The organism is Catellatospora sp. TT07R-123, from assembly GCF_018327705.1.
Lineage (GTDB): Bacteria > Actinomycetota > Actinomycetes > Mycobacteriales > Micromonosporaceae > Catellatospora.
On sequence record NZ_BNEM01000002.1, the window covers coordinates 2844734 to 2870779 of the forward strand.

The following is a 26046-nucleotide window of genomic DNA, read 5'->3' on the forward strand; positions in this document are numbered from 1 at the left end:
TTCGTGCAGTTTCCCCGAAACTGCACCGTCGCACGGGGTGCGGCGGGTGCGGCGGGTGCGACGGGCGCGACGGGTGCGTCAGGCGCCCAGGACGTTGACGGCGCGGGCGATGACCAGGGCCATCACCACGAGGGTGGTGGCCGACTGGGTCATCATGGTCAGCTTGGCCCAGCGCGACATCGGCAGCACGTCGGTCGGGCTGAACGCGGTGGCGTTGGTGAACGACAGGTACAGGTAGTCCACGAACTCCGGCTCCCACTCGGGCGCGGCCAGCTCGGGGTTGGTCATCTGCGGGAACACGAAGTCCGGCGGCGGGCAGACGTTGTGGGCGCGGGCCGCGGGGCCGCCCCGGTCGAACTCCCAGTACCAGAGGGCGAAGACGATGACGTTGGTGACCCAGATGGCGCCGCCGTCGCGCAGCAGCTCCAGCGGGGTGTCCAGGTCGGTGCCCTGGATCAGGGCGTAGCCGAGCACCAGCGCCGACCAGGCGGTGGCCAGCCCGGAGAGGAATACCAGGGCCAGCCCGAGCACCCGCAGCGGGCGGGACCGGCGGTTGATCCGGCGCGGGTTGGCGATGCTGAGCACCACCAGCAGGGCCAGCTCCAGCGCCGGCACGACCCAGGCGGGGCGGAACGCGTACTCGCGCGGCACGTACAGCTGCAACCCGATCAGCACCAGCACGGCCAGGCCGACCCGCCAGCGCTGTTCCCCTTCGGTCACCCTCCGCCACGCCGGCACGGCGCGGTACGTGGTGCCCTGCTCTGCGACCTCGGCATCCATTCCGCGATCGTGCCCGAGCGGCCCGGCCCCGCACCAGGCCCGGCACTGGCGGATCGGCGTCATCCGGCGGCAGGACCCGGCGGGGAGGCCGTCCGGGTCCTGCCGCGTCAGGGGTCAGCTCACGCTGACGGCCGACCAGGCGGCGGCCACGGTGCTGTACTCGGTGCCGGCCGACCCGTACAGGTCGGCGGCGGCGGACAGGGTGGCGGTGCGGGCGCCGGAGTAGGCCGTGCGGGAGGTCATGTAGACCGTCAGCGCCCGGTACCAGATCGCGGCGGCCTTGTCCCGGCCGATGCCGGTGACCGTCGAGCCGTTGCAGGTCGGGCTGTTGCCCCACGACGACGCGCCGCTGCCGACCGACAGCAGGTAGAAGAAGTGGTTGGCCACGCCCGACGAGTAGTGCACGTCCAGCCGCTTGACGCTGCTGGACCAGCAGTCGGCCGAGGCGCCGTCCTTGGACGGCTTGTCCATGTACCGCAGCGGCGTCCCGTTGGTGCGCAGCTCCTCGCCGATCAGGAAGTCGCCGGGGTCGTTGGCGTTGGCCGCGTAGAACTCGACCATGGTGCCGAAGATGTCGCTGGTCGCCTCGTTGAGGCCACCCGACTCACCGCTGTAGCGCAGCCCGGCGGTGTTGCTGGTGACCCCGTGGCTCATCTCGTGGCCCGCCACGTCCAGCGAGGTCAGCGGCGTCCAGCCCTGGGCGGCGTTGCCGTCGCCGTACGTCATGCAGAAGCACGAGTCGTCCCAGAAGGCGTTGACGTAGTTGGAGCTGTAGTGCACCCGGCTGTAGGCGGCGACCCCGTCGTTGCGGATGCCGTTGCGGCCGAACGTGTTCTTGTAGAAGTCCCAGGTCATCGCGGCGCCGTAGTGCGCGTCCGCGCCGGTGGTGGCGCGGTTGGCCAGGGTGCCGTCACCGAAGACGTTGGCGGTCGAGGTGAACAGCGTGCCGGTGCCGCTGGTGCCGCCGTTGAGGTCGTACGTCTTGTGGCCGCCGCGCGCGGCGTCGTTCAGCTGGTACGTCCCGCCGGACAGCACGGTGCCGACGGCGACGTCGCCGGAGTGGAAGCTGTGCCCCACGCCGTCGGCCTGCACGGCCTCCCACGAGTCGCGCACCCGGCCGCTGGTCGCGTCGACGAGCACGTGCAGCTCGCTGGGGGTGCTGTCGGCGTACACCCCGGACACCACGACCTCGTAGGCCAGCGCCGCCGCCGCGCCGTCCGCGTCGACGACCAGCTGCGTCCCGGCGACCGCCCGCGAACCCGCGGTCGAGGCGGCCAGGGCCGCGCCCGCGGCCGCCTGCGCGCTCACCCGCGGTGTCCGGTCCAGCCGCGGTGCCCCGGCCAGGGTCTGGCTGGCGCCCCGGTAGGCACCGGCGCGGTCCAGGTGCACCACGACGTCGCCGCCGAGCACCGGCAGGCCCTCGTAGTAGCGGTGCATGCGGACGTGCTGCGTGCCGTCGGCGTCGGTGGCGACACCGCGCAGGGTGAAGGTCTGGCCCGCCGCGTACTGCGTGCCGGAGTGCGACCTGAGGTGGCCGACGGCGCGCGCGAACGGGTCCGCGGGCGGTGCGGCCGCGGCGGTGGCGCCCGCGGCGGCGACGAGGGCGGCCACCGCGAGGCCGCTCAATATGACGGGGGTACGACGCATGGAGAGGTGCCTCCGCTGGCTCGGCGGACCGCGGGGTAGCGGGCCCGCATCGGACCCGCACCGGTCGGCGAGGGTCTCATTGCTGTCCATACAGCGATGCGAGCCGCGAATGTGTCACCGCCTGTCCGACAGCTGGTCACACGCCGCAACCACCCTGAAGACAAGGAAGGGCAACTTCTTGTCGGTATCCGATGTAGAAGGTGCTCTCCATGACCGCGGTCAGTCCGCGTCGGGGCAGTCCTGCCTCAGCTCCTCCGGGGCGGCCCCCGGCACATCGGGGTCGCACGCGACGACGACGAGCTTGTTCACCAGCTGGTACTCCTGGTCGCCGACGCGGTAGTCGACGACGATCCCGTCGACGGCGCCGCCGCCCGTCCCGGTGCGGTGCAGCTGGATCGCCAGCTCCGGGCCCGGCTGGTCCGCCGCGCAGCTCGCGGTCACGGCGAACCCGTTCACGTCGCCGAACCCGAGCGTCGGCAGCGGCTCGTGCGAGCCACCGGTCTCCACCTCGTCCGACCTGTTCGCACGCAGGCCGAAGCGGTCGACGGCGACGGCTCCGATCACCTGCTGCGGGCGTACGGCCTCGATGACCGCGGTGCCCGCCTCCTGCATGCAGATCCTGATGGCGCCCACACTCCAGGGCCGGTCGACCACCGACTCCCGGTCACTCACGACGAAGCCGCCTGCCGGGTCGACGCCGCGCAGCGGGCCGTCCGGGTCGCGCCCCGATCCGCACCCCTGGAGCAGACCGGCCGCCAGCAGCAGTGCCACCACGGCTTTCGACGACGTTCGCAAGGCATTCCTCCGGTTCGATCCGGCCGCCGACGGTACCCAACGGATCCATATCTTTTCTTGCATCGCACGGACCCGGCCCGCGACGCGAAGCGGCTCCGGCGCCCGCAGGTGCCGGAGCCGCCGGTGTGTCAACCGAGGCCGTCAGCCCGTCAGGGCAGGCGGCCCGTGCTGCGCGAGGAGTGCGTGACCAGGATGGCCGAGTTGACCACCGTGGTGCCCGGCACGGTCGAGGCCACCATCTCGGTGGTCACCACGCCCACGCCGGTGCTGATCGCCCGCAGGTTCACCGTGTACGACACCGAGCCGCCCGGGGTCGGGTCGGTGCTGGTGACGACCAGGTCCTCGGTCGGCAGGACGCCCAGCGGCAGTCCCTCGCCGCCCAGGCCGCTCTCGTTCTCCGCGCCGACCAGGAACGGCTGGCCCATGTTATTGGGGAGCTGACCCGGGTCGTAGGTGAACGAGATGTCCTGGACGCCGTTGACGCCGATCCAGACCTGGAAGTGCTGGTTGGCGCTGGTGCCGAAGATGTTGACCTGCCACTCGAAGACGAGCCAGCTGCTGACGCCGTCGGTGAGGTTGGCGATGCGGACACCCTCAGCGGCGGTGCCGTCGAGGTCGGTCCAGAACGGGGCGAGGATGTTGTTCGGCTTCGCCGGGTCCGGGATCTGGGTCAGGTTGCAGCAGTTGTTGTCCTCGCTGGTGCCGCCGCCCACGACCAGGTAGCCGTTGGAGTCGACCCCGATGCTGTCGTAGGTCACGCCGTTGAACAGGAACTCCGGCACGGTGTAGTTCAGCATGCTCTCGTCGCCGACCGGCGTCGCCGGGATGCCGAACAGCGACAGCCGCAGGTAGCCCGCCGGCGTCACGCCCGGGTCGATCGAGGGCACGCCCGCGGCCGCACCCGGCAGCGTGACGTTCTTCAGCTCGACGGTGCTGCCGTTCTTGACCGTGGCGCCGGTGGCTCCGGTGACCTTGAGGTCGGAGTCGACGGTGGTCTTGAAGTCGGTCACCGCGTCGGCGAACGAGTTGTTCGTCGCGGTCACGGTGCAGCTGGTCGTGCCGTACTTCACGATGGACGTGTCGGCGCACTTGCTGTCCAGGCTGACGCTGCCCTGCTGCGGCACGAAGGCCACCGGCAGGTGCAGGGCCGGCTGGCCGGCCTTGGTCGGGGTCAGCTTGATCTGGCCGAAGAGCTGCGCGGTCTCGGCCCACGAGCTGATCGTGATGGTCAGCTTCACCGACTTGCCCGGCAGCAGCGTGAACGTGCTCGGCGACACCGTGATCTTGCTCTTGGCCGGCGCCGTGGTGCTCACCTTGTAGGTCAGCGTCTTGCCCGAGACGTTCTTGGCGACGCGCTCGGTCGTGATCCGGCCCGGCAGGGTCGGCACGTTGACCGACGGCAGGTTCAGGTGCACCGCCGCGAGCGGGTCGTTACCCAGCGCGTACATCCGCTCCGGGGTCTCGTCGAAGGTCAGACCGGGGTTGGACGCCTTGGTCAGGTCCAGGCGGCCCGAGCCGTAGTCGAACGGGTCGGCCGGGGTGACCGTGTCCTCCTTGACGACCGACGTCTTCGCCGTGGTCATCATGGCGGACTTGATCTGGCCCGGGGTCCAGTTCGGGTGCGCCGCCTTCAGCAGCACGGCCGCGCCGGCGATGTGCGGCGACGACATCGAGGTGCCGGCGATCGCCTGGAAGTACTCGCCCGCCGGGCCGCTCTCCGGCGAGTCCGGGGTGGGCGTGTTGCCCGCGAGGATCTGCACGCCCGGCGCGGTGATGTCGGGCTTGATGCCCAGCCCGCCCGGACCGCGCGAGGAGAACGCGGCCATCACGTCGCCCTGGCCGTTGTGCTTGGTGCCGCCGGTGAAGCTGGCGGTGACGCCGGTGTGGCCGGCCAGGAACGCGTTGAACGCGGTGCCGTCGGCCAGGTGCACGGTGGGCAGGAAGTGGTTGTCGGTCTCCACGTCGGCCAGCGTCGCGTTGAACAGGATCATGCCCGCGGCGCCGCCCTGGGAGGCGTGCAGGCCCTTCTCCACGCGGGCGTTGACGCCGCGCTGGCAGGCCAGGATCTTGCCCGCGAACAGGCCCGCCGGCGGCGTCGTGGTGCACAGCGCGTCGCTGTACGGCGCCTCCGAGGCCAGCACGACCGGGAACTCGCCGACGCCGCTGGTGATCGAGGCACCGGTCAGCGTCAGGGTGTCCGCGCCGCCCTTGAGGGTCAGCGTCGACACGAACTCGCGCGTCTGCGTCGACGCGGCCACCGTGGTGACCCACGGCGACACGTGGTCGGTCGTGGCCGAGCCCGGTCCGGAGTTGCCCGCCGAGGCCGCCACGAACACACCCGCCGCGTACGCGTCGAGGAAGGTCAGCTCGACCGCGTCGGTGTACGGGTTGCTGCCGCCCGAGATCGAGTAGTTGATGACCGACACGCCGTCGAGGATCGCCTGCTGCGCCGCCGCGGCCAGGTCGGAGCTGAAGCCGCCCTGCGGGCCCAGCGCCTTGTAGACCGACAGCCACGCGCCCGGCGCGACGCCGTTCAGCGGGCCGCGCTCCACCCCGAACACCTTCGCCGAGGCGAGCTTGTCGCCCGCCGCGGTGGAGGCGGTGTGGGTGCCGTGGCCGCCGCTGTCACGGGCCGAGTGGTACATGTCGTCGCCGGTCTGCGCGTCGTAGGTGTCCAGGAACTTGGCACCGCCGATGAGCTTGTTGTTGCAGGCGAAGACGTCGGTCGCCGGGGTCAGCGGGTTGTCGCCGAAGTCGCAGGTGCGCGGGGTGCCGTCGGCCTTGGCCGGCGGGGCGCCCAGGTTGCCCTGGTCGGCGAAGGACGGGTGCTCCGGCCAGGCGCCGGTGTCGATGACGCCGATGATGACGCCCCGGCCCGCGTTGCGGGTGCCGCCCAGGCCCGGGTAGAGCGAGGTGGCGCCGATGAACGCCGAGCTGGCGTCGGTGAGCGGCTTGCGCAGCTCGTCCTTCTGCACCGCGACCACGCCGGGGATCCGCAGCAGGTCGGCGATGCGGTTGGCCGGCACGACCACCGCGACGCCGCCGTACACGGTGCGCAGGCGGGTGCCCGCCTTGGCGCCCGGGACCTTGGCCAGCGCCTTGACGAAGGCGTCCTCACGCTGCGCCAGGTAGCCCTCGTACCGCTTCTCCGCCGCGGCGCCGGACAGCTTGCGGCCGGTCACGGTGGGGCTGGTCGCGGCGTAGCCCTGCACGCCGCCGGTGTAGGTCGCCACCGCGTCGGCGTCGAGCTTCACCAGCACCGGCACCAGCGCGCCGTCCTTGCGGCCCAGCAGCGACGGGTCGGTCTGGGCCAGGCGGCTGCTGGGGGTCTTGGTGCCGGTGATCACCGACGTCGGTGCGATGGCCGTCGCGGTGAACCGCGATGGCGACGGCGCGGCGGCACTGGGCATGGTCCACGTCGCACCGGCTAACGGAACGACGAGGACCCCCACGAACGCAGCTCGTAGCCACTTGCGAGGTCTCATCTGAGCCCCTTCCCGAGGGTGTTGGCTGTGCTCACCGGCATCGCGGGAGCGATCCGATCCCGACGGACCGGCAGCGTGCGCACCACGCGCCGATCCATGTCATCCGACCATCCTTCGAGTAAGGGGTCGGTTGTGGAATCCACCTAACGGGTGGGTGGTTCACAGCTGAACTTCAGGGTGGGGTTTGTTTGTCCATTCTGGACGCAATTGAGAAGGCGCTCGATGGTCGCTTCACCGGGGGCGACGCACCCGCAACCACACGACTATATAGATGTTAATAGATTGTTTCAACGGCCGCAGCGGATCGATATCCGACAATCAATAGACCGACAACGATACCTAATATATCGGTGACCGTCGAACGCTCCCACGCCGGCGGTCACCACCGTCCCCCCTCAGATCGGAGTCCCCTCATGGTCCGACTCGTCAGAGCCGCCATGATCGCCACCCTGGCGCTCGGCGGCAGCCTGCTCGCCGCCGCGCCCGCCGACGCCGCGGTGATCGACCTCACCTGCGTGTCGCCCAACAGCCAGAACGTCACCACGTTCAACCCGCCGCTGACGCTGGTCAACCAGCCCACCGTCGTCCAGCGGACGACGAAGTACGAGCCCTGCCGCGCGCCGCGCGTGCCGCAGCTCAACTCGGGCTTCGAGACCAAGACCATCACGATGAACGACGACTGCACGATGGTGCTGCTGACGCTCAACGTCAACTTCACCATCACCTGGAACACGGGGGCGACGTCGACCATCAGCGCCGTGCGCACCGCCACCATCTCGGGTGGCCAGCTGATCGTGACCTTCAACGGCACGGTCACCGCGGGCCTGTTCGCGGGCAGCTCGGCCAAGCAGGTCTTCACCGCGAACGCGACCGACCTGATCAACTGCCTCAACGGCGTCGGGAAGCTCCCGAGCATCGTGTCGAAGGTGCAGCTGACGATCTTCCACTGATCGCCGGGCCGGGGCGGCACCACCTCGCGCGGGGTGCCGCCCCGGCACACGCACCACCCCCCGCGATGGCCGTGGTGCGTCTAGCATCTCGGCTCGTGTCCGACGAACGCGTCCCGCTGCTGCTCGGCCTGGCCCTGCTGGCGATCGGCCTGCTGCTCAACCTGTCCCGCATCCGCCGCTGGGCGGCCGACCGCCGCGCGCGGCGCCTGGACCAGCGGCTGCGGCAGCTGCTCGACCGCGGCCTGGACGCCGAGGCGGCCACGCTGATGCTCGCGGAGATCGATCGGCTGCGCCGGTCCGCGGCCACCGACGCCGACCGGTCGCGGCTGGCCACCATCCTGCGGATGTGCGCGCACCTCTACCACCGCGACGGGCGCCTCGACGAGGCGCGGCCGCTGGCGGAGGAGTCCGTCGCGGTCGCCCGGCCGGTCGCCGACCGCCATCCCGGCCACGCGGCCTGGCCGCTGGTGATCCTGGGGCAGGTGCTCGCCGACCAGCGCGACGACCACGGGGCCGGACAGCGGCTGCGCGAGGCTTACGAGGACGTGCGGGCCGACCCCTCGAACGACCCCGAGTCCGATGCCCTGCGGGTGCTCGTCGCCGCGAACTACACCATGGTCCTGCGCCGGCTCGGCGACTGCGCGACGGCGATCGCCGTGGCGCAGTGGGGTGTCGGCGTCGACGGGCGCCTGGCCGCCGGCAGCCTGCCCCCGTTCACTCGGGCCAGTGCGGGCTGGTTGCACGCGGCGCTGGCGCTCGCCCGGACCGACGCGGGCCAGGACGGGCGCCCGGATGCCCAGACCGCCGCCGAGATCTGGCGAGGCCTGCTCGACCTCGGTGTCTACGGCGAGCACGAGTCCGAGGGCATGGGCTACGCCGACTTCGCCGTGGCGTACGCGCTGCGGCCGTTCGACGCGGTCGCCGCCGAGCAGGCTGCCCGCAGGGCCGCGGCGCGGTTCGAGCGGCTGGCCGTCGCCGCCCCCGCCCGCCTGGCCCGGCGGCAGGCGGAGGTCGAGGCGCTGCTGGGCGCGATGGCCGCCGCGCGCTAGGGCGTGGGGGCGTCGGGGCGCAGCAGGCCCTCGGCGACCAGGTCGGTCCAGAGCTCCGGCGGGACCGGCCGGGCGAACAGGTCGGCGCTGCGCAGGATGTTCTCGGGGCGGCCCGCGCCGACGACGACCGAGGCGACGCACGGATGGGCGGCGGCGAAGGCCAGCGCCGCCTGGGGCAGGGCCACGCCGTGGCGGCGGCAGGCCAGGGCGATGGCCTGGGCGCGGGCGAGGATGTCGGCGGGGACGGTGCCGTACTCGTACGGGCGGGTCTCGTCGGGCCAGTCGACGGCGAGCAGGCCGCTGTTGAACACGCCCACGTTGACCATCGAGATGCCCCGGGCGGCGCAGACGGGCAGCAGGTCGTCGAGGGCGGGCTGTTCCAGCAGCGTGTAGCGGCCCGCGACCATGAGCGCGTCCACGTCGGTCTCGACGGCGAACCGGGTGAGCACGGCGGTGTCCTTGGAGCCGACGCCGACGGCGCCGATGACGCCCTGGTCGCGCAGCTCGTGCAGGGCCGGGTAGGCCTCGGTGACGGCGCGGGCGGCGTCGGGGCTCTCCTCGGGGTCGTGGATGAGCACCAGGTCGATGCGGTCCAGGCCGAGGCGGCGCAGGCTGTCCTCGATGCTGCGGTGGATCCCGGCGGAGCTGAAGTCCCACTCACGGCGCAGGCCCGCCGGGACGTCGAAGCCGTTGGCCAGGTCGTTGGCGCCCGCACCGGCCGGGTTGTCGACCAGGACGCGGCCGACCTTGGTGGACAGGACGTACTCCTCGCGCGGGCGGGCGGCCAGGGCCTGGCCGAGACGGCGTTCGGACAGGCCGAGACCGTAGTGGGGGGCGGTGTCGAAGTAGCGGACGCCCGCCTGCCAGGCCGCGTCGACCGTGGCGGCCGCGCGGTCGTCGGGGACGGCGCGGTAGAGGTTGCCGATGGAGGCGGCGCCGAGGCCGAGCGGGCCGACGGTGACGCGGGAGCGTCCGAGCTGGTGGGGCATGGCGAAACCTCCGGAGCAGGGCGGCGGGCTTATCCTATACGATATATGAAATGGCGCCGCCGGGAAATGTCGCCGGGAAATGCGGTCGAGGCGGGCGTTCCGGTCTGGCAGGGTGGATCGCCATGAGCGGACAGTGGGACGGGCTGCGCGACCGGGTGCAGCAGACGATCGAGGACCTCGTCGCCTCCGGCGCCGAGACGGGGGTACAGGTCAGCGCCTACCTGCACGGCGAGCCGATCGTCGAGGCGTACGCGGGGACCGACGGCACCGGTCGCCCCGTCACCGCCGACACGCTGTTCCCCAGCTTCTCCACCGCCAAGGGTGTCACCGCCACGGTCGTGCACGTGCTGGCCGAGCGCGGCGAGCTCGACTACGGCCTGCGCCTGGCCGACGTGTGGCCCGAGTACGCCGCCCACGGCAAATCCGGCACCACCCTGGCCCACGCGCTGACGCACGCCACCGGTGTGCCGCAGCTGCCCGCCGACGTCACCCCGGCCGACTTCGCCGACTGGGACCGCATGTGCGCGCTGATCGCCGCGCAGGCCCCGCAGTGGGAACCGGGCACGCGGCAGGGCTACCACGCCTGGACCTACGGCTGGATCGTCGGCGAGACGGTGCGCCGGGCCACCGGCCGCACGCTGGCCCAGGCGCTGGCCGAGCAGGTCGCCGGGCCGCTGGGCGTCGGCGGCGAGCTGTTCTTCGGCGTGCCGGAGGCCGAGCTCGGGCGGGTGGCGCGGCTGGGCGAGCACGGCTGGCAGCCCGCGCTGGCGTACCTGTCGGCGAACCTGCCCCACATCGACCTGGTGGTTCCGCCCGCGGTGCGACCGGACGCGGCACTGGGCAACCGGCCGGAGTTCCTGCGCGCCGACGTGCCCGCCACCGGCACCATGAGCGCCCGCGCCGCGGCCCGGATGTACGCCGCCCTGCTCGGCGCGGTCGACGGCGTGCGCCTGATCTCGCCCGAGCGGCTGGCCCGGGTCACCGCGGTCGCGATGGACGGGCCCGACTGGGTGTTCGGGCAGCCGGTGCGCCGCAGCCTCGGCTACGCCGTGGAGGACGGCCACTTCGGCTCCAGCGGCAGCGGCGGCAGCCTCGCGTACGCGTTCCCGCAGCTGGGCCTGGCCGTGGCCGCGACCAAGAACCAGATGTCGTTCGGCGACGGCGACCCGATGGAGCAGCTGCGCGAGCTGATCCAGACGGAGGTCGCCGCGCACTGACGCGGGTCGGCCGAACGTACCGTGTACACATCGGATCATCGGATATCCGCCCTGTTCGCGTGGTGTTGCCACGACGCTGGGCGGGTCTTCGTCACGGGGCAAACCCGGCGTAACCCGGAGCCTTCACGCTCTCGCCACCGTCCATGGCAGAGAGCAGGCGAAGGAGACTCCGATGGAAGAAGTGAGCCGCCGTAAGTTCGTGGCGATGTCCGCCGGCGCGGCGGCGGGCGCCGTCGTCGCGACCGGGGTGGAGCTGGGCAGCACGGCCGAGGCGAGCGCCGCCGCCACCGGCACCATCACCGACGTCAAGCACGTGGTCGTGCTGATGCAGGAGAACCGCAGCTTCGACCACTACTTCGGCACCCTCAAGGGCGTACGCGGGTTCGCGGACCGGGCCGGGGTGCTGCTCAACGGCGGGTACCCGGCGTTCCAGCAGCCCAACGGGTCCGGACGGCAGTACCCGTGGAAGATGAGCAGCACGAACTCCTCCGGCGGCGCCGACCCCGACGACATGGCGCAGTGCAACGGCGACCTGCCGCACAGCTGGAGCTCGCAGCACTCGGCCTGGGCCAAGGGCAAGATGGACAACTGGGTCTCCGGCGTCGGCAGCGTGCGCAGCCTGGGATACCTGGACCGGGCCGACATCCCGTTCCACTACGCGCTGGCGGACAACTGGACCGTCTGCGACGCGTACTTCTGCTCGGCGCTGAGCGCCACCGGCCCCAACCGCACCTTCCTGTGGAGCGGCCGCATCGACGCGGGCAGCAAGGACGGCGGCGACGAGTCGGGGCTGAACTGGCAGACCTACGCCGAGGCGCTGCAGAACGCGGGCGTGAGCTGGAAGGTGTACCAGCGGGCCAGCGACAACTACGGCGACAACGGGCTGGCGTACTTCTCGCAGTTCAGCAGCGCCGCGCCCGGCAACCCGCTCTACGACCGGGGCATGGCCTCGGTGCCGGGCAGCCTGCCCACGCACGAGGCGATCGCGGCCGCGATCCGCGCCGACGTGGTCGCGGGCACGCTGCCGCAGGTCAGCTGGATCGTGGCGAACGAGGCGTTCTCCGAGCACCCGTCGGCCCCGCCCGGCGACGGCGCCCACTTCGTCAACCTCGTGCTCCAGGCCCTGGCCGCCGACGCGAACACCTTCAACTCCACCGTGCTGTTCCTCAACTACGACGAGAACGACGGCTTCTTCGACCACGTGCCGCCGCCCTCTCCCCCGGCGGACACGACCGGTGAGTTCCTCAGCGGCACCCCGATCGGCCTGGGCTTCCGGGTGCCGATGATCGTGATCTCGCCGTGGACCCGGGGCGGCTGGGTCAGCTCGGAGGTGTTCGACCACACCTCGGTGATCCGGTTCCTGGAGACCTGGACGGCCGCGCGCGGCACGCCCGCGAACTGCCCGAACATCAGCGCGTGGCGGCGCCGGGTCACCGGTGACCTCACGGGCGCGTTCGACTTCGCCCATCCCGTGTACGGCCTGCCGACGCTCCCCGCGACCAGCGTCATCACGCACAACTACTGCAAGACGCTGCCCAACCCGGCCCCGACCACCAACGCGCTGCCCGCCCAGGAGCCCGGCACCCGGCCGGCCCGCGCGCTGCCGTACCAGGTGAACGGGTATCTGGACCGGCTGGAGTTCGGCACCGGCGGCAAGATCCTGACCTGGTTCCAGCTGGTCAACCAGGGTGCCCCGGCGACCCGGGCGGCGCACTTCTCGATCCACCCCAACGCGTACCGCACCCGTGACCCGTGGCAGTACACGGTCGACGCGGGCGCCACCGCCACCGACTACTTCAACGTCGGCACCGGCTACGGCGACGGCAAGTACGACATCAGCATGTACGGCCCGAACCGGTTCCTGCGCCGGTTCACCGGCAACGCGACGACGGCGGGCAAGAACGCCTTCGTGAGCAGCTGGTTCGCGGTCGCCCCGAACACGGGGCAGCAGGCGATCTGGTTCCGGCTGAAGAACACGTCGACCGCGGCGATGACCTTCACCATCAAGTCGAACCAGTACCGCACCGACGGCCCGTGGACCTACACCGTGGCCGCCGGGGGCAGCGCGGACGACTACTTCAACGCGGTCGCCTACAACAGCGGCTGGTACGACTTCACGATCACCGTCAGCGGCGACACGTCCTGGTCGCAGCGGTTCACCGGCCACCTGGAGACCGGTTCGGCCAGTGTGAGCGGCTGAGCCGGTGCGCGGTGCGTCCGTCGGTTCCGGACGGACGCGCCGCATATGCCTTGCCCTGGCAAGCACTTTGCGATACAAAGTACTTGCCAATAGACAAGGAGCAGACCCATGGCCACAGTGGACCCATCCGCGCAACTGCTCGACGACCTGCGGCACCTGCGCGAGCAGGCACGCCGCCGCACCCACGGCGGCGCCTGGCTGCCCGTCGCCCTGCTCGCCGCGCTGCTGCTGGCGAGCATCGCGCTCTACCGGACGCCCTTCGCCCAGGTGAGCTGGATTCCCGCGACCGACTCCTGGGCCGGGCTGCCCGACGCCCAGCGCAGCGCCACCGCCTCGTACCTGTTCTGGTTCGTCGGCACCCCGCTGGTCATCGCGCTGAGCGCCGCGTGGTACCGCCACCGGGCCCAGCGGGTGGGCGTACGGCTGCCGCTGCGCTGGTTCGTGCTCACCGCGCTCGGCGCCCTGGCCGCGCTGGCCGTGCTCGCCGCCGCGCCCGTGCCGCACCCGGAGGACTCGCAACTGCTGGCCGAGCGGTCGTCGCTGCTGGGCGGGCTGGCCACCCCGCTGCTGCCCGTCTCGCTCGCCCTGGTGGCGCTCGGATGGATCGAGCGCAGCCGGGCGGTCGCGCTGGCCGGCGCCTGGGTCGGCCTGATCGCCTGGTGGCAGTCCGCCATGGGCATGGGACACCTCACCGGATTCACGGCCTGGGTGCTCGGCTTCTTCGAGGGGCCCGCGCTGGGCGGGGAGCTGACCCTGTTCGGGCTCAACCGGCCCGGCCCGACGCTGATCCTGATGGCACTGCCGCTAGTGGTGTTCGCGGTGGTGCGGGCCCTGCGGACGCGGGGCGGCAGCCGGTGACGCAGGACGGGGCGCATCCGGCGCTCGGGCTGGACGAGACGGTCCACCAGCGCATCCGGCTGGGCATCCTGACCGTGCTGGCCGAGACGCCCGAGTGCGCGTTCACGGCCGTACGCGATCAGCTCCAGCTCAGCGACGGCAACCTCAGCCGCCATCTGCGGGTGCTGGAGGAGGCCGGGCTGGTCGGCATCCGCAAGGCGTACGAGGGCCGCAAGCCCTGCACCTGGCTGGCCCTGACCCGCGACGGCCGCACCGCCCTGCGCCGCGAACTGGCCGCCCTCGAACAGCTCGTCACCCGCCTGCGCGCCGCCGACGCCACGGCACCGCCCGACCCGGCCGCCCAGGCCGGTTGATCAGACCGGTTGATCAGGAAGCTGTGCCCGGGACACACCGTCGACCCGTGCCATAAGTTCATGATCGACGGGGTGACGCCCCGGCGCGCGCCCGCGAGGGGCGCACGCCGGGTGGCGTCACCAGGCGCCGGCGACCTGGCGGGTGGCGGCGTTGAGGCGGTTCCACACGTTGATGCCCGAGATGGACAGCAGGAGGCCCTGCACCTGCGCCTCGGTGTAGTGGCGGTTGACCTCGGCCCAGAGGGCGTCATCGACGGGGTCGGGGCGGCCCGCGAGCAGCGTCACGGCCTCGGTCAGCGCCAGCGCGGCCCGCTCCGCGTCGGTGAAGTAGGGGGTGTCGCGCCAGGCGGCGACCGTGTCCAGCCGGTCGTCGCCCTCGCCGTTCTTGCGCAGGTCGGCGGCGTGCATCCGCACGCACACGCTGCACCCGTTGAGCTGGCTGGCGCGCAGGTTCACCAGCTCCAGCAGGTTCTTGTCCAGGCCGGTCGTGCCGACCGCGGCCGACAGCGCCTGGAGGGCCGCCAGGGCGCCGGGGATGCTGAGGGCGGGGTGTGCCATTCGTGCCTGCATGTCGTGCTCCTTTAGGATCTTGGGGCGGCCGGTCACATCGGCCGCTCCGGTGGGGTCGCTTCTTCGACACCGCACGACGGAGGAATGTGACCGTGGACGACGAGGAATTTCTGGCACGCCGGTTCGAGCAGCACCGGCCGCAGTTGCGGGCGGTGGCGTACCGCATGCTCGGCTCGCTCAGCGAGGCCGACGACGCGGTGCAGGAGGCGTGGCTGCGGCTGAGCCGCAGCGAGGCGGCCGAGATCGACAACCTGGCCGCGTGGCTGACCACGGTCGTCGGCCGGGTGTCGCTGAACATGCTGCGGGCCCGGCGCACCCACCCGGAGGAGCCGCTGGACGTGCACGTGCCCGACCCGGTGCTCAGCCCGCCCTCGGGCACCGACCCGGAGCAGCAGGCGCTGCTGGCCGACGCGGTCGGGCTGGCGCTGCTGGTGGTGCTCGACACGCTCGACCCGGCCGAGCGGTTGGCGTTCGTGCTGCACGACATGTTCGCGGTGCCGTTCGACGACATCGCCCCGATCGTGGGCCGCAACAGCGCCGCCGCCCGGCAGCTGGCCAGCCGCGCCCGGCGGCGGGTGCAGGGCGCCGCGCCCGCGCCCGACCCGGACCTGGGCCGCCAGCGCGAGGTCGTCGACGCGTTCCTGGCCGCCGCGCGCGGCGGCGACTTCGACGGCCTGCTGGCCGTGCTCGACCCCGACGTGGTGCTGCGCGCCGACTACGGCCCCGGCGCGGGTTCCCGCCTGATCCGCGGCGCGCACGCGGTGGCCTCCGGCGCCACCGCCTACAACCGGTTCGCGCCCCCCGCGCGGTACGCGCTGGTCAACGGGGCGGCGGGCGTGGTCACCGTGGTCGACGGCAAGATCATGTCCGTGCTGGGCTTCCTGATCCGCGACGGGCGCATCGTGGAGATGGACATCGTCGGCGACCCCGAGCGGCTGCGCGAGCTGGACGTGACGTTCCTGGACATGTGATCACACCGACGGATTGGCGACTGAACGGCGGCGGCATCACCGCTACCGTTCGCGCCAACCTCAGGGAGGAAACGTGTCCATCCGACGTATCACCGCACTGCCCGCGCTGCTGGCCGGGCTGCTCGTGGCGGCGCTGCCCGGCGTCGCGCAGGCGGCCGTCTCGCTGGCCGACGGCGCGGTCGTCGCCGCGTCCGCGCCGGAGACCTATCTCTACACCACGGGCAACTACTACTGGTCGGTCGCCGCGGTGCAGCCCGCGGTGCCCGGCGGCACCGACCTGACCCTCAACGACGGCACCGGGGCGATCCTGGCGACCAGCATCATGCCGGGCAGCCGGACCGACTTCACGGCGGTGAACTCCAACAGCGGGTTCCGGCCGCTGGGGCGCTACCAGGCGGTGGCCACCGGGACCGGGTCGTACTGGGTGCAGCAGCGCAGCGGGGCGGCCATCGTCAACCTGCCCCCGATCACGCACTCCGGCAGCACCGGGCCGTCCGACCCGGACCTGGCCTTCGCCACGCTGGTCGACCACGACATCGTCAGCATCGCCGACATCTGGCTGACCAGCGGCCAGCAGTTCTGGGCGGCCACCAGCGGCGCCGGGTCGCACGTGTTCCTGCTGTCCAGCACGGCCGGTGTGCCGGGCACGTACGTGCGCAACCGGACGGCCGCCGCCTCGTCGCAGACCATCGAGTACGTGGACGGGTGCACGAGGTACACGGCCACGGCCACCGGATGGCACGCGCTGGTGGTGATCGGTGACCGGGCGCCGGTGACGCACGTGCCGACGCAGGGGGTGGCGTACGCGCTCAAGCGGGTCGACCCCGCCACCCCGAACAGCTGCCCCGTCCGCAACTTCCCCGACCCCACCCCGTAGCCGCAGACCTCACGCCCCGGGCGCACCCCGGGGCGTGGCGCATCGTTCGCATGTTCTTCGTTTGGGCGACGTCGGAGTGTCTCCTGGGATCCCGCTGGCGTTCCTAGCGTGGCGGCCATGCGCGTGGCGATCATCACCGAGTCGTTCTCCCCGGACGTCAACGGCGTGGCGAACTCCGTCTCTCGCGTCGCGGACCATCTGCTGGCCAGAGGGCACGAGCCGCTGGTCATCGCACCCCGGCCGGGGCGGCGGACGCGGCAGCTGATCACGCCCAAGCCGTACCCGGTGGTGCGGCTGGACTCGCTGCCGATGCCCGGGTACGGCAACGTCCGGCTGGCCTGGCCCACCCGGCGCATCGGCGCCGCGCTGCGCGCCTTCCAGCCCGACGTGGTGCACCTGGCCAGCCCGTTCATCCTCGGCGCCTGGGGCGCCCGCGCCGCCGCCGGCCTCGGTCTGCCCGTGGTGGCGATCTACCAGACCGACGTGCCCGGCTACGCCCGCGCGTACGGCGTCGGCCTCGGCGAGGCGGCCGCCTGGCGCTGGATCCGGCGCATCCACGCCGACGCCGCCGCCACCCTCGCCCCGTCGTCGATGACCGCGGCCCAGCTGGTCGCCAACGGGGTGCCCCGGGTCGGCCGCTGGGGCCGCGGCGTGGACACCGAGCTGTTCCACCCCGGCCGCCGCGACGAGAGCCTGCGCGCCGAACTCGCCCCGAACGGCGAGCTGCTGGTCGGGTACGTCGGGCGGCTGGCCAAGGAGAAGAAGGTCGAGCTGCTGGCCCAGACCGCGCGTGTCCCGGGCGTACGCGTGGTGGTGGTCGGCGACGGGCCGACCCGCGACGCGGTCCGGCAGGCGGTGCCCGGCGCGGTGCTGCTGGGCGGGCGGCGCGGGGTCGAGCTGGCCCGGCTCTACGCCAGCCTGGACGTGTTCGTCCACACCGGCCCGTTCGAGACGTTCTGCCAGACCGTGCAGGAGGCGCAGGCCAGCGGCGTGCCCGTGGTCGCCCCCGCCACCGGCGGCCCGCTCGACCTGGTGCGCCACGGCGTGGACGGGCTGCTGGTGCCGCCGGTCGACGCCGCCGCGATCGCCGGGGCCGTCGCCCGGCTGCACGCCGACCCGTCCCTGCGCCGCGCGTACGGCGCCGCCGCCCGTACCGCCGTCGCGGGCCGCACCTGGGCCGCGCTCGGCGACCAGCTCATCGACCACTACCACGCCGCGGCCGGCACCGCCCCGGCCGCGCTGCCCGAGCCGGTCCCCGATCCCGCACCGCCCGCGGCGGTCGCGGCACAGCCGCTGCCCGCGAGCAGCCTCGCCGTGGCGGTGCCGGTCCCGTGACCGCACCTGCCGCCACCGACACCGTCACCCCCGTCGACGGGCCGCCGCTGCGGATCGTGCGGCTGGCCAACTTCGTGACCCCGAGCTCCGGCGGGCTGCGCACCGCCCTGCGCGAGCTGGGCAAGGGCTACCTGCGGGCGGGGCACGAGCCGGTGCTGGTCATCCCCGGGCCCGAGCACGCCGACGAGCTGACCGAGCAGGGCCGGGTCATCACGCTGCCCGGCCCGAAGGTGCCCGCGCTGGGCGGATACCGGCTGCTGGTGCGGCGCGGCCCGCTGGCCGGGGTGCTGGCGGACCTGCGGCCGGACCGGCTGGAGGTGTCCGACCGGACCACGCTGCGCTGGACCGGCGCGTGGGCGCGGCGCCACGGCGTGCCCAGCGTGATGGTCTCGCACGAGAGCGTCGACGGCCTGCTCGGCGTCGTGAAGCTGCCCGCCCGGGTCCGCGGCCTGGCCGCCGCGCGGCTCAACCGCGCCAGCGCCGACGGGTACGACCGGATCGTCTGCACCACCGACTGGGCCACCGGCGAGTTCACCGGCCTCGGTGCCGTCAACGTCACGCAGGTGCCGCTCGGGGTGGACCTGGACCTGTTCCACCCGTCGCGCCGCGACGCCGGGGCCCGCGCGGGGTTCGCGGGGCCGGACGAGGTGCTGCTGGTGTGCTGCACCCGGCTGTCGCTGGAGAAACGCCCGCACCGCGCCCTGCTCACCCTGCGTACGCTGCGCGAGCAGGGGGTGCCCGCGCGGCTGGTGCTGATCGGCGACGGGCCGCTGCGCGGCCGCTTGCAGGCCGAGGCGGCCGGGCTGCCGGTCGTGTTCACCGGCTGGCTCAGCGACCGGGAGCGGCTGGCCGAACTGCTGGCCGCCGCGGACGTGGTGGTGGCACCCGGTCCGATGGAGACGTTCGGGCTGGCCGCGCTGGAGGCGCTGGCGTGCGGCTCGCCCTCGGTGGTCAGCGCGTCCAGCGCGCTGCCCGCGGTCGTCGGCGACGCCGGGATCGCGGTGGCCGGTGAGGATCTGAGCGCCGGGGTGCGGGAGCTGCTGGCCCGGCCCGAGGCGGCGCGACGGGGCGCGGCCCGGCAGCGCGCGGAGCGGTTCGGGTGGGACGTCGCGGTGCGCGGGTTCCTCGCCGTGCACCGGGCGCTGTCGGCCTGACGGCGGCCACGTGGCGGACACGGGTCCTTCAACCGGCCGTCGCGTTTCGTACACGGTGCGCTGGCAGCCTGCCTGGGTGCCCGCTGCCCCAGCCGTCGCCGACGCGCGCGCCAGCCGCCTGCTCGGCCTCGCCGGATCGGCCGCGCTGGCCGTGGGCGGCCTGGCGGCGGGCGCGCTGCCGGTGCGCGACACGCTCGCGCCGGTGCTGGGCCTGTCGGGGCTGCGCCAGCACGAGCAGGCCGGGCTGGTCTGCGCGTACTTCGGGCTGGCGCTGCTGTCGGCGGCCTGGTGGCGGCTGGGCCGGGCGGTGCGCGGACCGGTCCCGCCGGGCATCCGGTCGCTGCTGGCCACGCTCGCCGTGTGGGCGGCGCCGCTGCTGCTGGTCCCGCCACTGTTCAGCCGCGACGTCTACAGCTACCTGGCGCAGGGCGCCATGGTCGGCGCGGGCATCGACGTGTACGAGTTCGGCCCGTCCAGCCTCGGCGGCCCGCTGTCGGCCGAGGTGCCCCCGATCTGGCAGCACACCCCGACCCCGTACGGCCCGGCGTTCCTCGCCCTGGCCACCGCCGTGGCCCGCGCCGCCGACACCGACGTGCCGCTGGGCGTGCTCGGCATGCGCGCCGTCGCCCTGGCCGGGGTGGTCCTGATGATCGGATGCCTGCCCCGGCTGGCCCGTGCCTGCCACGTGGACCCGGCCGCGGCCCTGTGGCTGGGCGGGCTGAACCCGCTGGTGCTGCTGCATCTGGTCGGCGGTGCGCACAACGACGCCGTGATGCTCGGTCTGCTCGCGGCGGGGCTGACCGCCGCGGCGGCGGCCCGCTTCGGCCTGGCCACCGCCCTGATCACGCTGTCGTCGCTGGTGAAGGCCCCCGCCGCGCTCGGCCTGCTGGTGGTGGTGTGGCTGTGGCGCGACCGGCTGCCGCGGTCCGACCCGGAACAACAGGCGTCCCGGCGCCGGACCGTCGGCGCCACCTTGACCGCGCTGGGCCTGACCGCCGCGGTGGCGGCCGCGACCACGGTCGCGGTGACGGCCGTGACCGGCACCGGCTACGGCTGGCTGCGCTCCCTGAACACGCCCGTCTCGTCGCAGAACTGGTCCCTGAGCAGCACCCTGGGCCGTCTGACCCGCAACCTGCTGCACCTGTTCGGCAGCGACCTGGCCCCGCTGGCGATCCCCGCCTGGCGCTGGCTCGGCCTGCTCGCCACCGTCGCCGTCGCCTGCTACGCCTGGCGCGCCGAACCCAGGTTCGGGCCGGTGTACGCGCTCGGGCTGAGCCTGGGCGCGCTGGCCCTGCTCGGGCCTGCCCTGCGGCCGTGGTACCTGCTGTGGGGGCTGATCCCCATCGCCGCCGCCGCGCCGGACGGGCGCGTACGCCGCTGGGCCGCCGTGGTGTGCCTGCTGTTCGCGGTGCTCGTCTTCCCCAGCGGGTTCACCCCGCGCCTGCCCGATCTGGCGGCCGCCGGGGCCGGGGCTCTGCTGGCCGTCCCGGTCCTGGCCGCGCTGAGCTACTACCGCCGCGTCGGCCCGGCCGCCGCCGCCCGATGAAGGGAACCCGTTTCGTGGTGACGACCGGCCGTGCCCGGCTGCTGTGCGTGGCCGGACTGGCCACCGCAGTGTCCCTGTTCATCGCCCTGGTGCCCGGGCACCGGGGCTGGTTCGACGTGGGCGTGTACTACGGCACCGTCAACGACTGGGTGCACGCCGGCGGCGGCATCTACGACTACCTCAAGCCCGGCACCCACTACGGGTTCACGTACCCGCCGTTCGCGGCGGTGGCGATGCTGCCGATGAGCCTGCTCGGGTGGCACACCGTCGTCGCGGTGCACACGGTGCTGACCGCCGCGGCCTGCGCCGCGCTGCTGTACTGGCTGGTCGACCCGATCGCCCGCGAGCACGGCTGGAACCGCCCCTTCGTGTACGGCCTGGGCGCGTGCGCGCTGGCGATGCTGCAACCGGTCCGCGACACGGTCAGCTTCGGGCAGGTCAACCTGCTGCTGGTGGCCCTGGTCTGGGCCGACGCGCAACTGCTGGCACGCGGGGCGGGCCGCCGGGGCGGCCGCTGGGCCGGGGTCGGCATCGGGCTCGCCGCCGCCATCAAGATCACTCCTGCCGTCTTCATCGTCTTCCTGCTGCTCGCCGGACGGCGCCGGGCCGCGGCCACCGCCGCCGCGACCGCCGCCGCCGCGACCGCGGTGGCGGCGCTGGTCGCGCCCGGCCCGTCGCTGGCGTTCTGGACCGGCGCGCTGTGGCACACCAGCCGGGTCGGGGACCTGGCGTACATCTCGAACCAGTCGCTGCTCGGGGCGCTGGCCCGGCTGCACCCGGCCGCGCCGAGCCGGATCGCGTGGCTGGTCGCGGTCGTGGCGGTGCTGGCCCTGTGGGCCGTACGGGCGCGCCGCGCGGTGCGGGCGGGCGACCTCGCGGGCGGGTTCGCGCTGACCGGGCTGGTCGCCTGCCTGGTCAGCCCGATCACCTGGGTGCACCACCTGGTGTGGGCGGTCCCGGCGCTGGCCGTGACCGCGCAGGTGGCGCTGGCCCAGGCCGCGGCCCGGCGGCGGCGCCTGCTGTGGGGCACCGCGACGGCGTACGCGATCCTGTGCAGCAGCGTGGTGTGGCTGTGGTGGTACCACTTCGACGGCCTCGGCGGGCTGCTCGGCGGCAGCGCGTACGTCTGGGTCACCCTCGGGCTGCTGGCCTTCATGCCGCTGCGGGCCGCCGCCCCCGCCCCGGCCGCCCCGGTGCCCGCCGTACGCGAGCAGGCTCCGGTTCTGGTGGCCGGTGCTACGGCGGCCGAGGAGCGGGTCCCGTCCCCGGCCGTTCACGCGGCGGCGGATCGGGAGTCGATCTCCGTACTCGCGGCCCGGCGATGATGCGCACGCCGCCTGACCGAGGGCGGCAAGGGGCGGGAAGATGAACCTCGCAAGCATCGCGCTGGGCATACTCGCCGCGGCGCTGTTCGCGGCGGCCGCGGCGCTGCAACACCGGGTCACCAGCACCCATCGCGTCGTCAGCACCCAGCCTGTCCCCGGCGACCGGCGCGACCGGCCCGCCGAGGGCTGGCTGCCGGTGCTGGCGGTCGTGCCGGGGCTGCTGCGCCACCGGGTATGGCTGGCCGGGCTGGCCTGCAACGTGCTCGGCTTCGCGGCCCACGCCGCCGCCCTGCACACCGGGTCGATCAGCATCGTGCAGGCGCTGCTGTCGGTGCAGCTGCTGCTGGCCCTGCCGCTGGCCACCGCCCGCACCGGGCGCCCGCCCGCGCCCCGGGACTGGTGGGGCACCCTGGCGGTGGTGGCCGGGCTGGTCACGCTGGTGCTGGCGCGCGGCTCGGTGCCGCAGACGGTTCGGCACGGCCGGGTGCCGCTGGTGCTGCTCACCGTGGTGCTGCTGATCGCGGGCCTGCTCGTCGCGGTACGCGGGCGGCTGGGCCGGGTCGCGCGCACCGCCGCGGTCGGGGTCGCGGCGGGCGCGGGCTTCAGCACCACGGCCGTGCTGACCGTGGTGGTCACCGACGAGCTGGCCCGGGGCGGCCCGGCGGCGCTGCCGCTGCACTGGCCGCTGTACGCCCTGGCGCTGTCCGGCCTGGTCGCCGCGCTGCTGGTGCAGGAGGCGTTCCGCAGCGGCTCGCTGCCGACCGCGCTCACCGCGATGACCGTCGCCGACCCGGTGTTCAGCTGGGTGTGGGGCGCGCTGCTGTTCGACGCCGCCCCGCCGACCAGCGTGACCGCACTGTCGGCGCTGACCGCCTCGGGGGTGGCGATCGCGGTCGGGGTCGGCACGCTGGCGTTCTCCCCCACCCTCGCCCCGGCCGTCGAGCTGCCAACACCTGCCGAACACGACACGAACAGAAGATGAACAAACCGTCCAGCGGCGGGACCGCGATTGGCGCAGCCCCGGGACGGTTCTAGCGTGACGAACATGCCCCTCGTGCTGACCCGCCCTGACCTGGCCTCCGCCGCCCGGACGGCCGAACTGCTGCTGCGGGACCTGCCCGAGCGCTGGGCGCACACGGCCGGGGTGGCGCACCGCGCCGCCCAGCTGTCGGCCTCGGTCGCCGCCGCCGACCGCGAGCTGCTCGTCGCGGCTGCGTGGCTGCATGACATCGGCTACCACACCGAGCTGGCCGAGACCGGCTTCCATCCCCTCGACGGGGCGTCGTGGCTGCACCGGCAGGGCTGGCCCGAGCCGGTGTGCGCGCTGGTGGCGCACCACTCCGGCGCCCGGTTCGCCGCCTCCGCGCGCGGCCTGACCAGGGAACTGGCCCGCTACCCGTTCGAGGTGTCGCCGGTGACCGACGCGCTGACCTACGCCGACCAGACCGTGGGGCCGTACGGGCGGCCGATGGCGGTGGCGGACCGCATGGCCGAGGTGCTGGCGCGGCACGGGGCGGACTCGGTGCAGGCCCGCATCCACCACCTGCGGGAGCCGTACCTGCTGGCTGTGGCCGGGCGGGTGGAGCGGCGGCTCGCCGCCGCATAGGCAAGAGTTTCCCCACCGTTCGCTCGGCGTACCGCCGCGGCGCCCTGCTGCGCCGACCCCGATCGGTCACAGTAGCCGCCATGACCGACCTGCACGACTTCCGCCTGGTTACCGCCAGCGCGTACCCGGGCATGATGGCGCCGCTGACCGAGCATGGGTCGTGCGTGTGCGTCCTGTCCGGCGACGCCGACCCCGGGCTGCCCGGTCGGCCGGTGCTGTCCCTCGAAGGCCTGGACGGGGTACGCCGCCGCTGGCGCTTCGGCGACGTGGCGCGCCTGGCCGACTTCGTCCCGAAAGTGCTGGCCGAGGCCCCCGCCGACGACCGGCCGATCCTGCTGGTGCCGCCGCGCGCCAGCACCGCCTGGGAGGCCGCCGCGGCGGCCTGGCCGGGCCGGGTGCGGCTGGGCGCGAGCCCGCTGGCCGTGGTGGAGCGGCTGGCCGGAGACAAGATCCACGTACGCGAGGTGATGGCGTCGCTGGGGGTGCCGGTGCCCGACGCGGTCGTCGCCGACGCGACCGAGCTGGCGTTCGCGCCGCTGGCCGAGCGGCTGGGCACCCCGTTCGTGGCGCAGACCCCCAACGGCGCGGGCGGCCAGGGCACCTACCTCGTGCACGAGGCTGCCGAGCTCGTCGCCGCGCTGGTCGCGCACCCGCACGTCGACCGCTGGCTGGTGTCCCGCTTCGCCGGGCCCACCACGATCAACTGCGCGGGCGTCGTGCACCACGACGGCGTACGCCTGCTGCCCGCCTCCACCCAGATCAGCGGCATCGACCAGCTCGGCCTGGCCTTCGGCGGCTACTGCGGCAGCGACTTCACCACTCCGGCACTGGGCGCCGGCGTGCTCGACCGCGCCTACACGCACACCGCCGCGATCGGGCACTGGCTGCGCGGGCAGGGCCACCGCGGTCTGTTCGGCGTGGACATCGCGGTGTCCGGCGACGAGCTGGGCTTCCTGGAGGTCAATCCGCGTATCCAGGGTTCGTCGTGGCTGCTCAGCCGCCTCCAGGAGCGTCAGGGCGGCACCCCGTGCCTGCACCAGCACCTGCTGGCCCTGCTCGGCGCCCCGCTCGACGGCCCGGAGCGGCACCCCGACCCGGTGCCGTCCGGCAGCCACCTTCTGATCCGCTGGCAGGGCCCGGCGGGCGTGGTCCGGGCCGTACCCGCTGACGGAGCCGTCGCCGACCCGGCCGCCCGCGTCTCGGGCCTGCCCGGCACCGGCGTTTCGCTGCTGCCCGGCGCGATCCTCGGCCGGATCGAGTCGACCGGCAGCCTCGCCGCACCGGACGGCCGCGCCCTCACCGCCCGCGCCAGCGCCCTGGTCGCCGCCCTCGTCGACGGCGTCGAGGTGATCCCGCTCGCCTGACGACCCCTTTTTCTATAGACGTTGGCCTATTACATCGACTGAACAAAGATCACACTCGATGTAATAGGCCAACGTCTATGACGAAAGAGGCGGCCGCGCGAGCCGACCGCCTCCCTCTCGGCGCGCCGGGTGCGGCGCGCGCGGCCGGTCAGCCGAAGCGGCCGTTGACGTAGTCCTCGGTGCGCGGGTCGCGCGGCCGCCGGAACATCTGGTCGGTCGGGCCGTGCTCGACGATGTGGCCGGGGGTGTTCTGCTCCGCCAGGAAGAACGCGCACTGCTGCGACACCCGCTGCGCCTGCTGCATGTTGTGCGTGACGATCACGATGGTGATCTGCGACGCCAGTTCGGCGATGGTCTCCTCCACCCGGCGCGTCGAGGTCGGGTCCAGGGCCGAGCACGGCTCGTCCATCAGCAGCACCCGGGGACGCACCGCCAGCGAGCGGGCGATGCACAGGCGCTGCTGCTGGCCGCCGGACAGCGCCCCGCCGGGCTGGCGCAGCCGGTCGCGCACCTCGTTCCACAGCCCGGCCCGCAGCAGGCACTGCTCGACCAGGTCGTCGCGTTCGGACCGGCTGATCCTGGTCGCGGTGAGCTTCAGCCCGGCGGTGACGTTCTCGTAGATGGACATCGCCGGGAACGGGTTGGGCTTCTGGAACACCATGCCGATCTGGCGGCGCACCTCGGTCAGGCGCCGCTCCGCGTCGTAGATGTCGGACCCGGCCAGCAGCACCTCCCCGGCCAGGGTGGCCCCGGGCACCAGCTCGTGCATGCGGTTGAGGATGCGCAGGAAGGTGGACTTGCCGCAGCCGGACGGGCCGATCAGCGCGGTCACCGTCCCGGCCGGCATCTCCAGCGACACCCGGTCGAGCACCTTGCGCTCGCCGAACCAGGCGGAGATCGACCGGGCGTCCAGCGGGGCGGCGTCGCCGACCGGGGCGTAGGCGTCGGTGGCGGTCTCGGTGAGGATCATCGGGC

The 26046-nt window shown here is 73.4% G+C and carries 22 protein-coding genes; 15 read left to right on the top strand and 7 right to left on the bottom strand.

The features are described from left to right. Positions 1-78 precede the first annotated feature (78 nt). The 4 genes from Cs7R123_RS32380 to Cs7R123_RS32395 form a co-directional block, all read right to left on the bottom strand. Complete coding sequence (locus tag Cs7R123_RS32380; RefSeq protein WP_212832201.1) at positions 79-780, bottom strand: hypothetical protein; 702 nt, start codon at positions 778-780, stop codon at positions 79-81. Between the two features lie 114 nt (positions 781-894). After that, positions 895-2427, bottom strand: coding sequence for a M4 family metallopeptidase (locus Cs7R123_RS32385; RefSeq protein ID WP_212832202.1), 1533 nt, complete (start codon positions 2425-2427; stop codon positions 895-897). A gap of 219 nt (positions 2428-2646) precedes the next feature. Continuing rightward, positions 2647-3222 (bottom strand): hypothetical protein, encoded by a 576-nt coding sequence (locus Cs7R123_RS32390; protein ID WP_212832203.1) that lies wholly within the window; start codon positions 3220-3222, stop codon positions 2647-2649. 149 nt (positions 3223-3371) lie between these two features. Then, positions 3372-6632 (bottom strand): S8 family serine peptidase, encoded by a 3261-nt coding sequence (locus Cs7R123_RS32395; protein WP_212832205.1) that lies wholly within the window; start codon positions 6630-6632, stop codon positions 3372-3374. A 488-nt stretch (positions 6633-7120) separates the two neighbouring features. Between Cs7R123_RS32395 and Cs7R123_RS32400 the strand changes: the two genes are divergently transcribed. Both Cs7R123_RS32400 and Cs7R123_RS32405 read left to right on the top strand, forming a co-directional pair. Beyond that, positions 7121-7657 carry a hypothetical protein gene (locus Cs7R123_RS32400; RefSeq protein WP_212832206.1) on the top strand — a complete coding sequence of 179 codons (537 nt, stop codon included), beginning with the start codon at positions 7121-7123 and terminating at the stop codon, positions 7655-7657. A gap of 95 nt (positions 7658-7752) precedes the next feature. Further along, positions 7753-8706 carry a hypothetical protein gene (locus Cs7R123_RS32405; protein ID WP_212832207.1) on the top strand — a complete coding sequence of 318 codons (954 nt, stop codon included), beginning with the start codon at positions 7753-7755 and terminating at the stop codon, positions 8704-8706. On the opposite strand, the gene Cs7R123_RS32410 is transcribed toward Cs7R123_RS32405, so the two are convergent. Then, positions 8703-9695, bottom strand: a complete 993-nt coding sequence (locus Cs7R123_RS32410) for an aldo/keto reductase (RefSeq protein WP_212832208.1) — start codon at positions 9693-9695, stop codon at positions 8703-8705. The two genes, Cs7R123_RS32405 and Cs7R123_RS32410, sit on opposite strands and share 4 nt — an antisense overlap. Before the next feature lie 122 nt (positions 9696-9817). Here Cs7R123_RS32410 and Cs7R123_RS32415 point away from each other — a divergent pair, with 122 nt between their 5' ends. The 4 genes from Cs7R123_RS32415 to Cs7R123_RS40505 all read left to right on the top strand — a co-directional run bounded on the left by Cs7R123_RS32415 (position 9818) and on the right by Cs7R123_RS40505 (position 14323). Continuing rightward, positions 9818-10912, top strand: a complete 1095-nt coding sequence (locus Cs7R123_RS32415) for a serine hydrolase domain-containing protein (protein ID WP_244872279.1) — start codon at positions 9818-9820, stop codon at positions 10910-10912. A 172-nt stretch (positions 10913-11084) separates the two neighbouring features. Further along, positions 11085-13112: a phosphocholine-specific phospholipase C gene (locus Cs7R123_RS32420; RefSeq protein ID WP_212832209.1), complete on the top strand. Its 2028-nt coding sequence runs from the start codon at positions 11085-11087 to the stop codon at positions 13110-13112. 108 nt (positions 13113-13220) lie between these two features. Continuing rightward, positions 13221-13970 (top strand): hypothetical protein, encoded by a 750-nt coding sequence (locus tag Cs7R123_RS40500; protein WP_244872280.1) that lies wholly within the window; start codon positions 13221-13223, stop codon positions 13968-13970. Continuing rightward, positions 13967-14323, top strand: a complete 357-nt coding sequence (locus tag Cs7R123_RS40505) for a transcriptional regulator (RefSeq protein ID WP_244872281.1) — start codon at positions 13967-13969, stop codon at positions 14321-14323. The genes Cs7R123_RS40500 and Cs7R123_RS40505 overlap by 4 nt, the downstream gene beginning before the upstream one ends. Positions 14324-14440: 117 nt before the next feature. Here the strand turns inward: Cs7R123_RS40505 and Cs7R123_RS32430 are convergent, their stop codons facing one another. Then, positions 14441-14893 (bottom strand): carboxymuconolactone decarboxylase family protein, encoded by a 453-nt coding sequence (locus Cs7R123_RS32430; protein WP_212832211.1) that lies wholly within the window; start codon positions 14891-14893, stop codon positions 14441-14443. Between the two features lie 92 nt (positions 14894-14985). Here Cs7R123_RS32430 and Cs7R123_RS32435 point away from each other — a divergent pair, with 92 nt between their 5' ends. From Cs7R123_RS32435 to Cs7R123_RS32475, 9 genes are all read left to right on the top strand, one after another. Then, positions 14986-15864: a sigma-70 family RNA polymerase sigma factor gene (locus Cs7R123_RS32435; RefSeq protein ID WP_212832212.1), complete on the top strand. Its 879-nt coding sequence runs from the start codon at positions 14986-14988 to the stop codon at positions 15862-15864. A gap of 73 nt (positions 15865-15937) precedes the next feature. After that, the gene (locus tag Cs7R123_RS32440) at positions 15938-16741 is read left to right on the top strand and encodes a hypothetical protein (RefSeq protein ID WP_212832214.1); all 804 of its coding nucleotides are present in this window, start codon (positions 15938-15940) and stop codon (positions 16739-16741) included. Positions 16742-16858: 117 nt separating this feature from the next. Further along, positions 16859-18076, top strand: a complete 1218-nt coding sequence (locus tag Cs7R123_RS32445; RefSeq protein WP_212832216.1) for a glycosyltransferase family 1 protein — start codon at positions 16859-16861, stop codon at positions 18074-18076. Continuing rightward, positions 18073-19230 carry a glycosyltransferase gene (locus tag Cs7R123_RS32450; protein ID WP_244872282.1) on the top strand — a complete coding sequence of 386 codons (1158 nt, stop codon included), beginning with the start codon at positions 18073-18075 and terminating at the stop codon, positions 19228-19230. Before Cs7R123_RS32445 ends, Cs7R123_RS32450 begins: the two co-directional genes overlap by 4 nt. Positions 19231-19306: 76 nt before the next feature. Next, positions 19307-20776 (top strand): polyprenol phosphomannose-dependent alpha 1,6 mannosyltransferase MptB, encoded by a 1470-nt coding sequence (mptB, locus tag Cs7R123_RS32455; protein WP_212832218.1) that lies wholly within the window; start codon positions 19307-19309, stop codon positions 20774-20776. Between the two features lie 14 nt (positions 20777-20790). Then, positions 20791-22101: a glycosyltransferase 87 family protein gene (locus tag Cs7R123_RS32460; protein ID WP_244872283.1), complete on the top strand. Its 1311-nt coding sequence runs from the start codon at positions 20791-20793 to the stop codon at positions 22099-22101. Between the two features lie 40 nt (positions 22102-22141). After that, entirely contained in the window at positions 22142-23083 is a 942-nt protein-coding gene (locus Cs7R123_RS32465; RefSeq protein ID WP_212832220.1) for a DMT family transporter, read from the top strand. Between the two features lie 63 nt (positions 23084-23146). Further along, the gene (locus Cs7R123_RS32470; RefSeq protein ID WP_212832221.1) at positions 23147-23707 is read left to right on the top strand and encodes an HD domain-containing protein; all 561 of its coding nucleotides are present in this window, start codon (positions 23147-23149) and stop codon (positions 23705-23707) included. Positions 23708-23787: 80 nt separating this feature from the next. Then, positions 23788-25071: an ATP-grasp domain-containing protein gene (locus Cs7R123_RS32475; protein ID WP_212832222.1), complete on the top strand. Its 1284-nt coding sequence runs from the start codon at positions 23788-23790 to the stop codon at positions 25069-25071. Positions 25072-25219: 148 nt separating this feature from the next. Here Cs7R123_RS32475 and Cs7R123_RS32480 read toward each other — a convergent pair whose 3' ends face one another. Then, the gene (locus tag Cs7R123_RS32480; RefSeq protein ID WP_212832223.1) at positions 25220-26041 is read right to left on the bottom strand and encodes a phosphate ABC transporter ATP-binding protein; all 822 of its coding nucleotides are present in this window, start codon (positions 26039-26041) and stop codon (positions 25220-25222) included. Positions 26042-26046 lie beyond the last annotated feature (5 nt).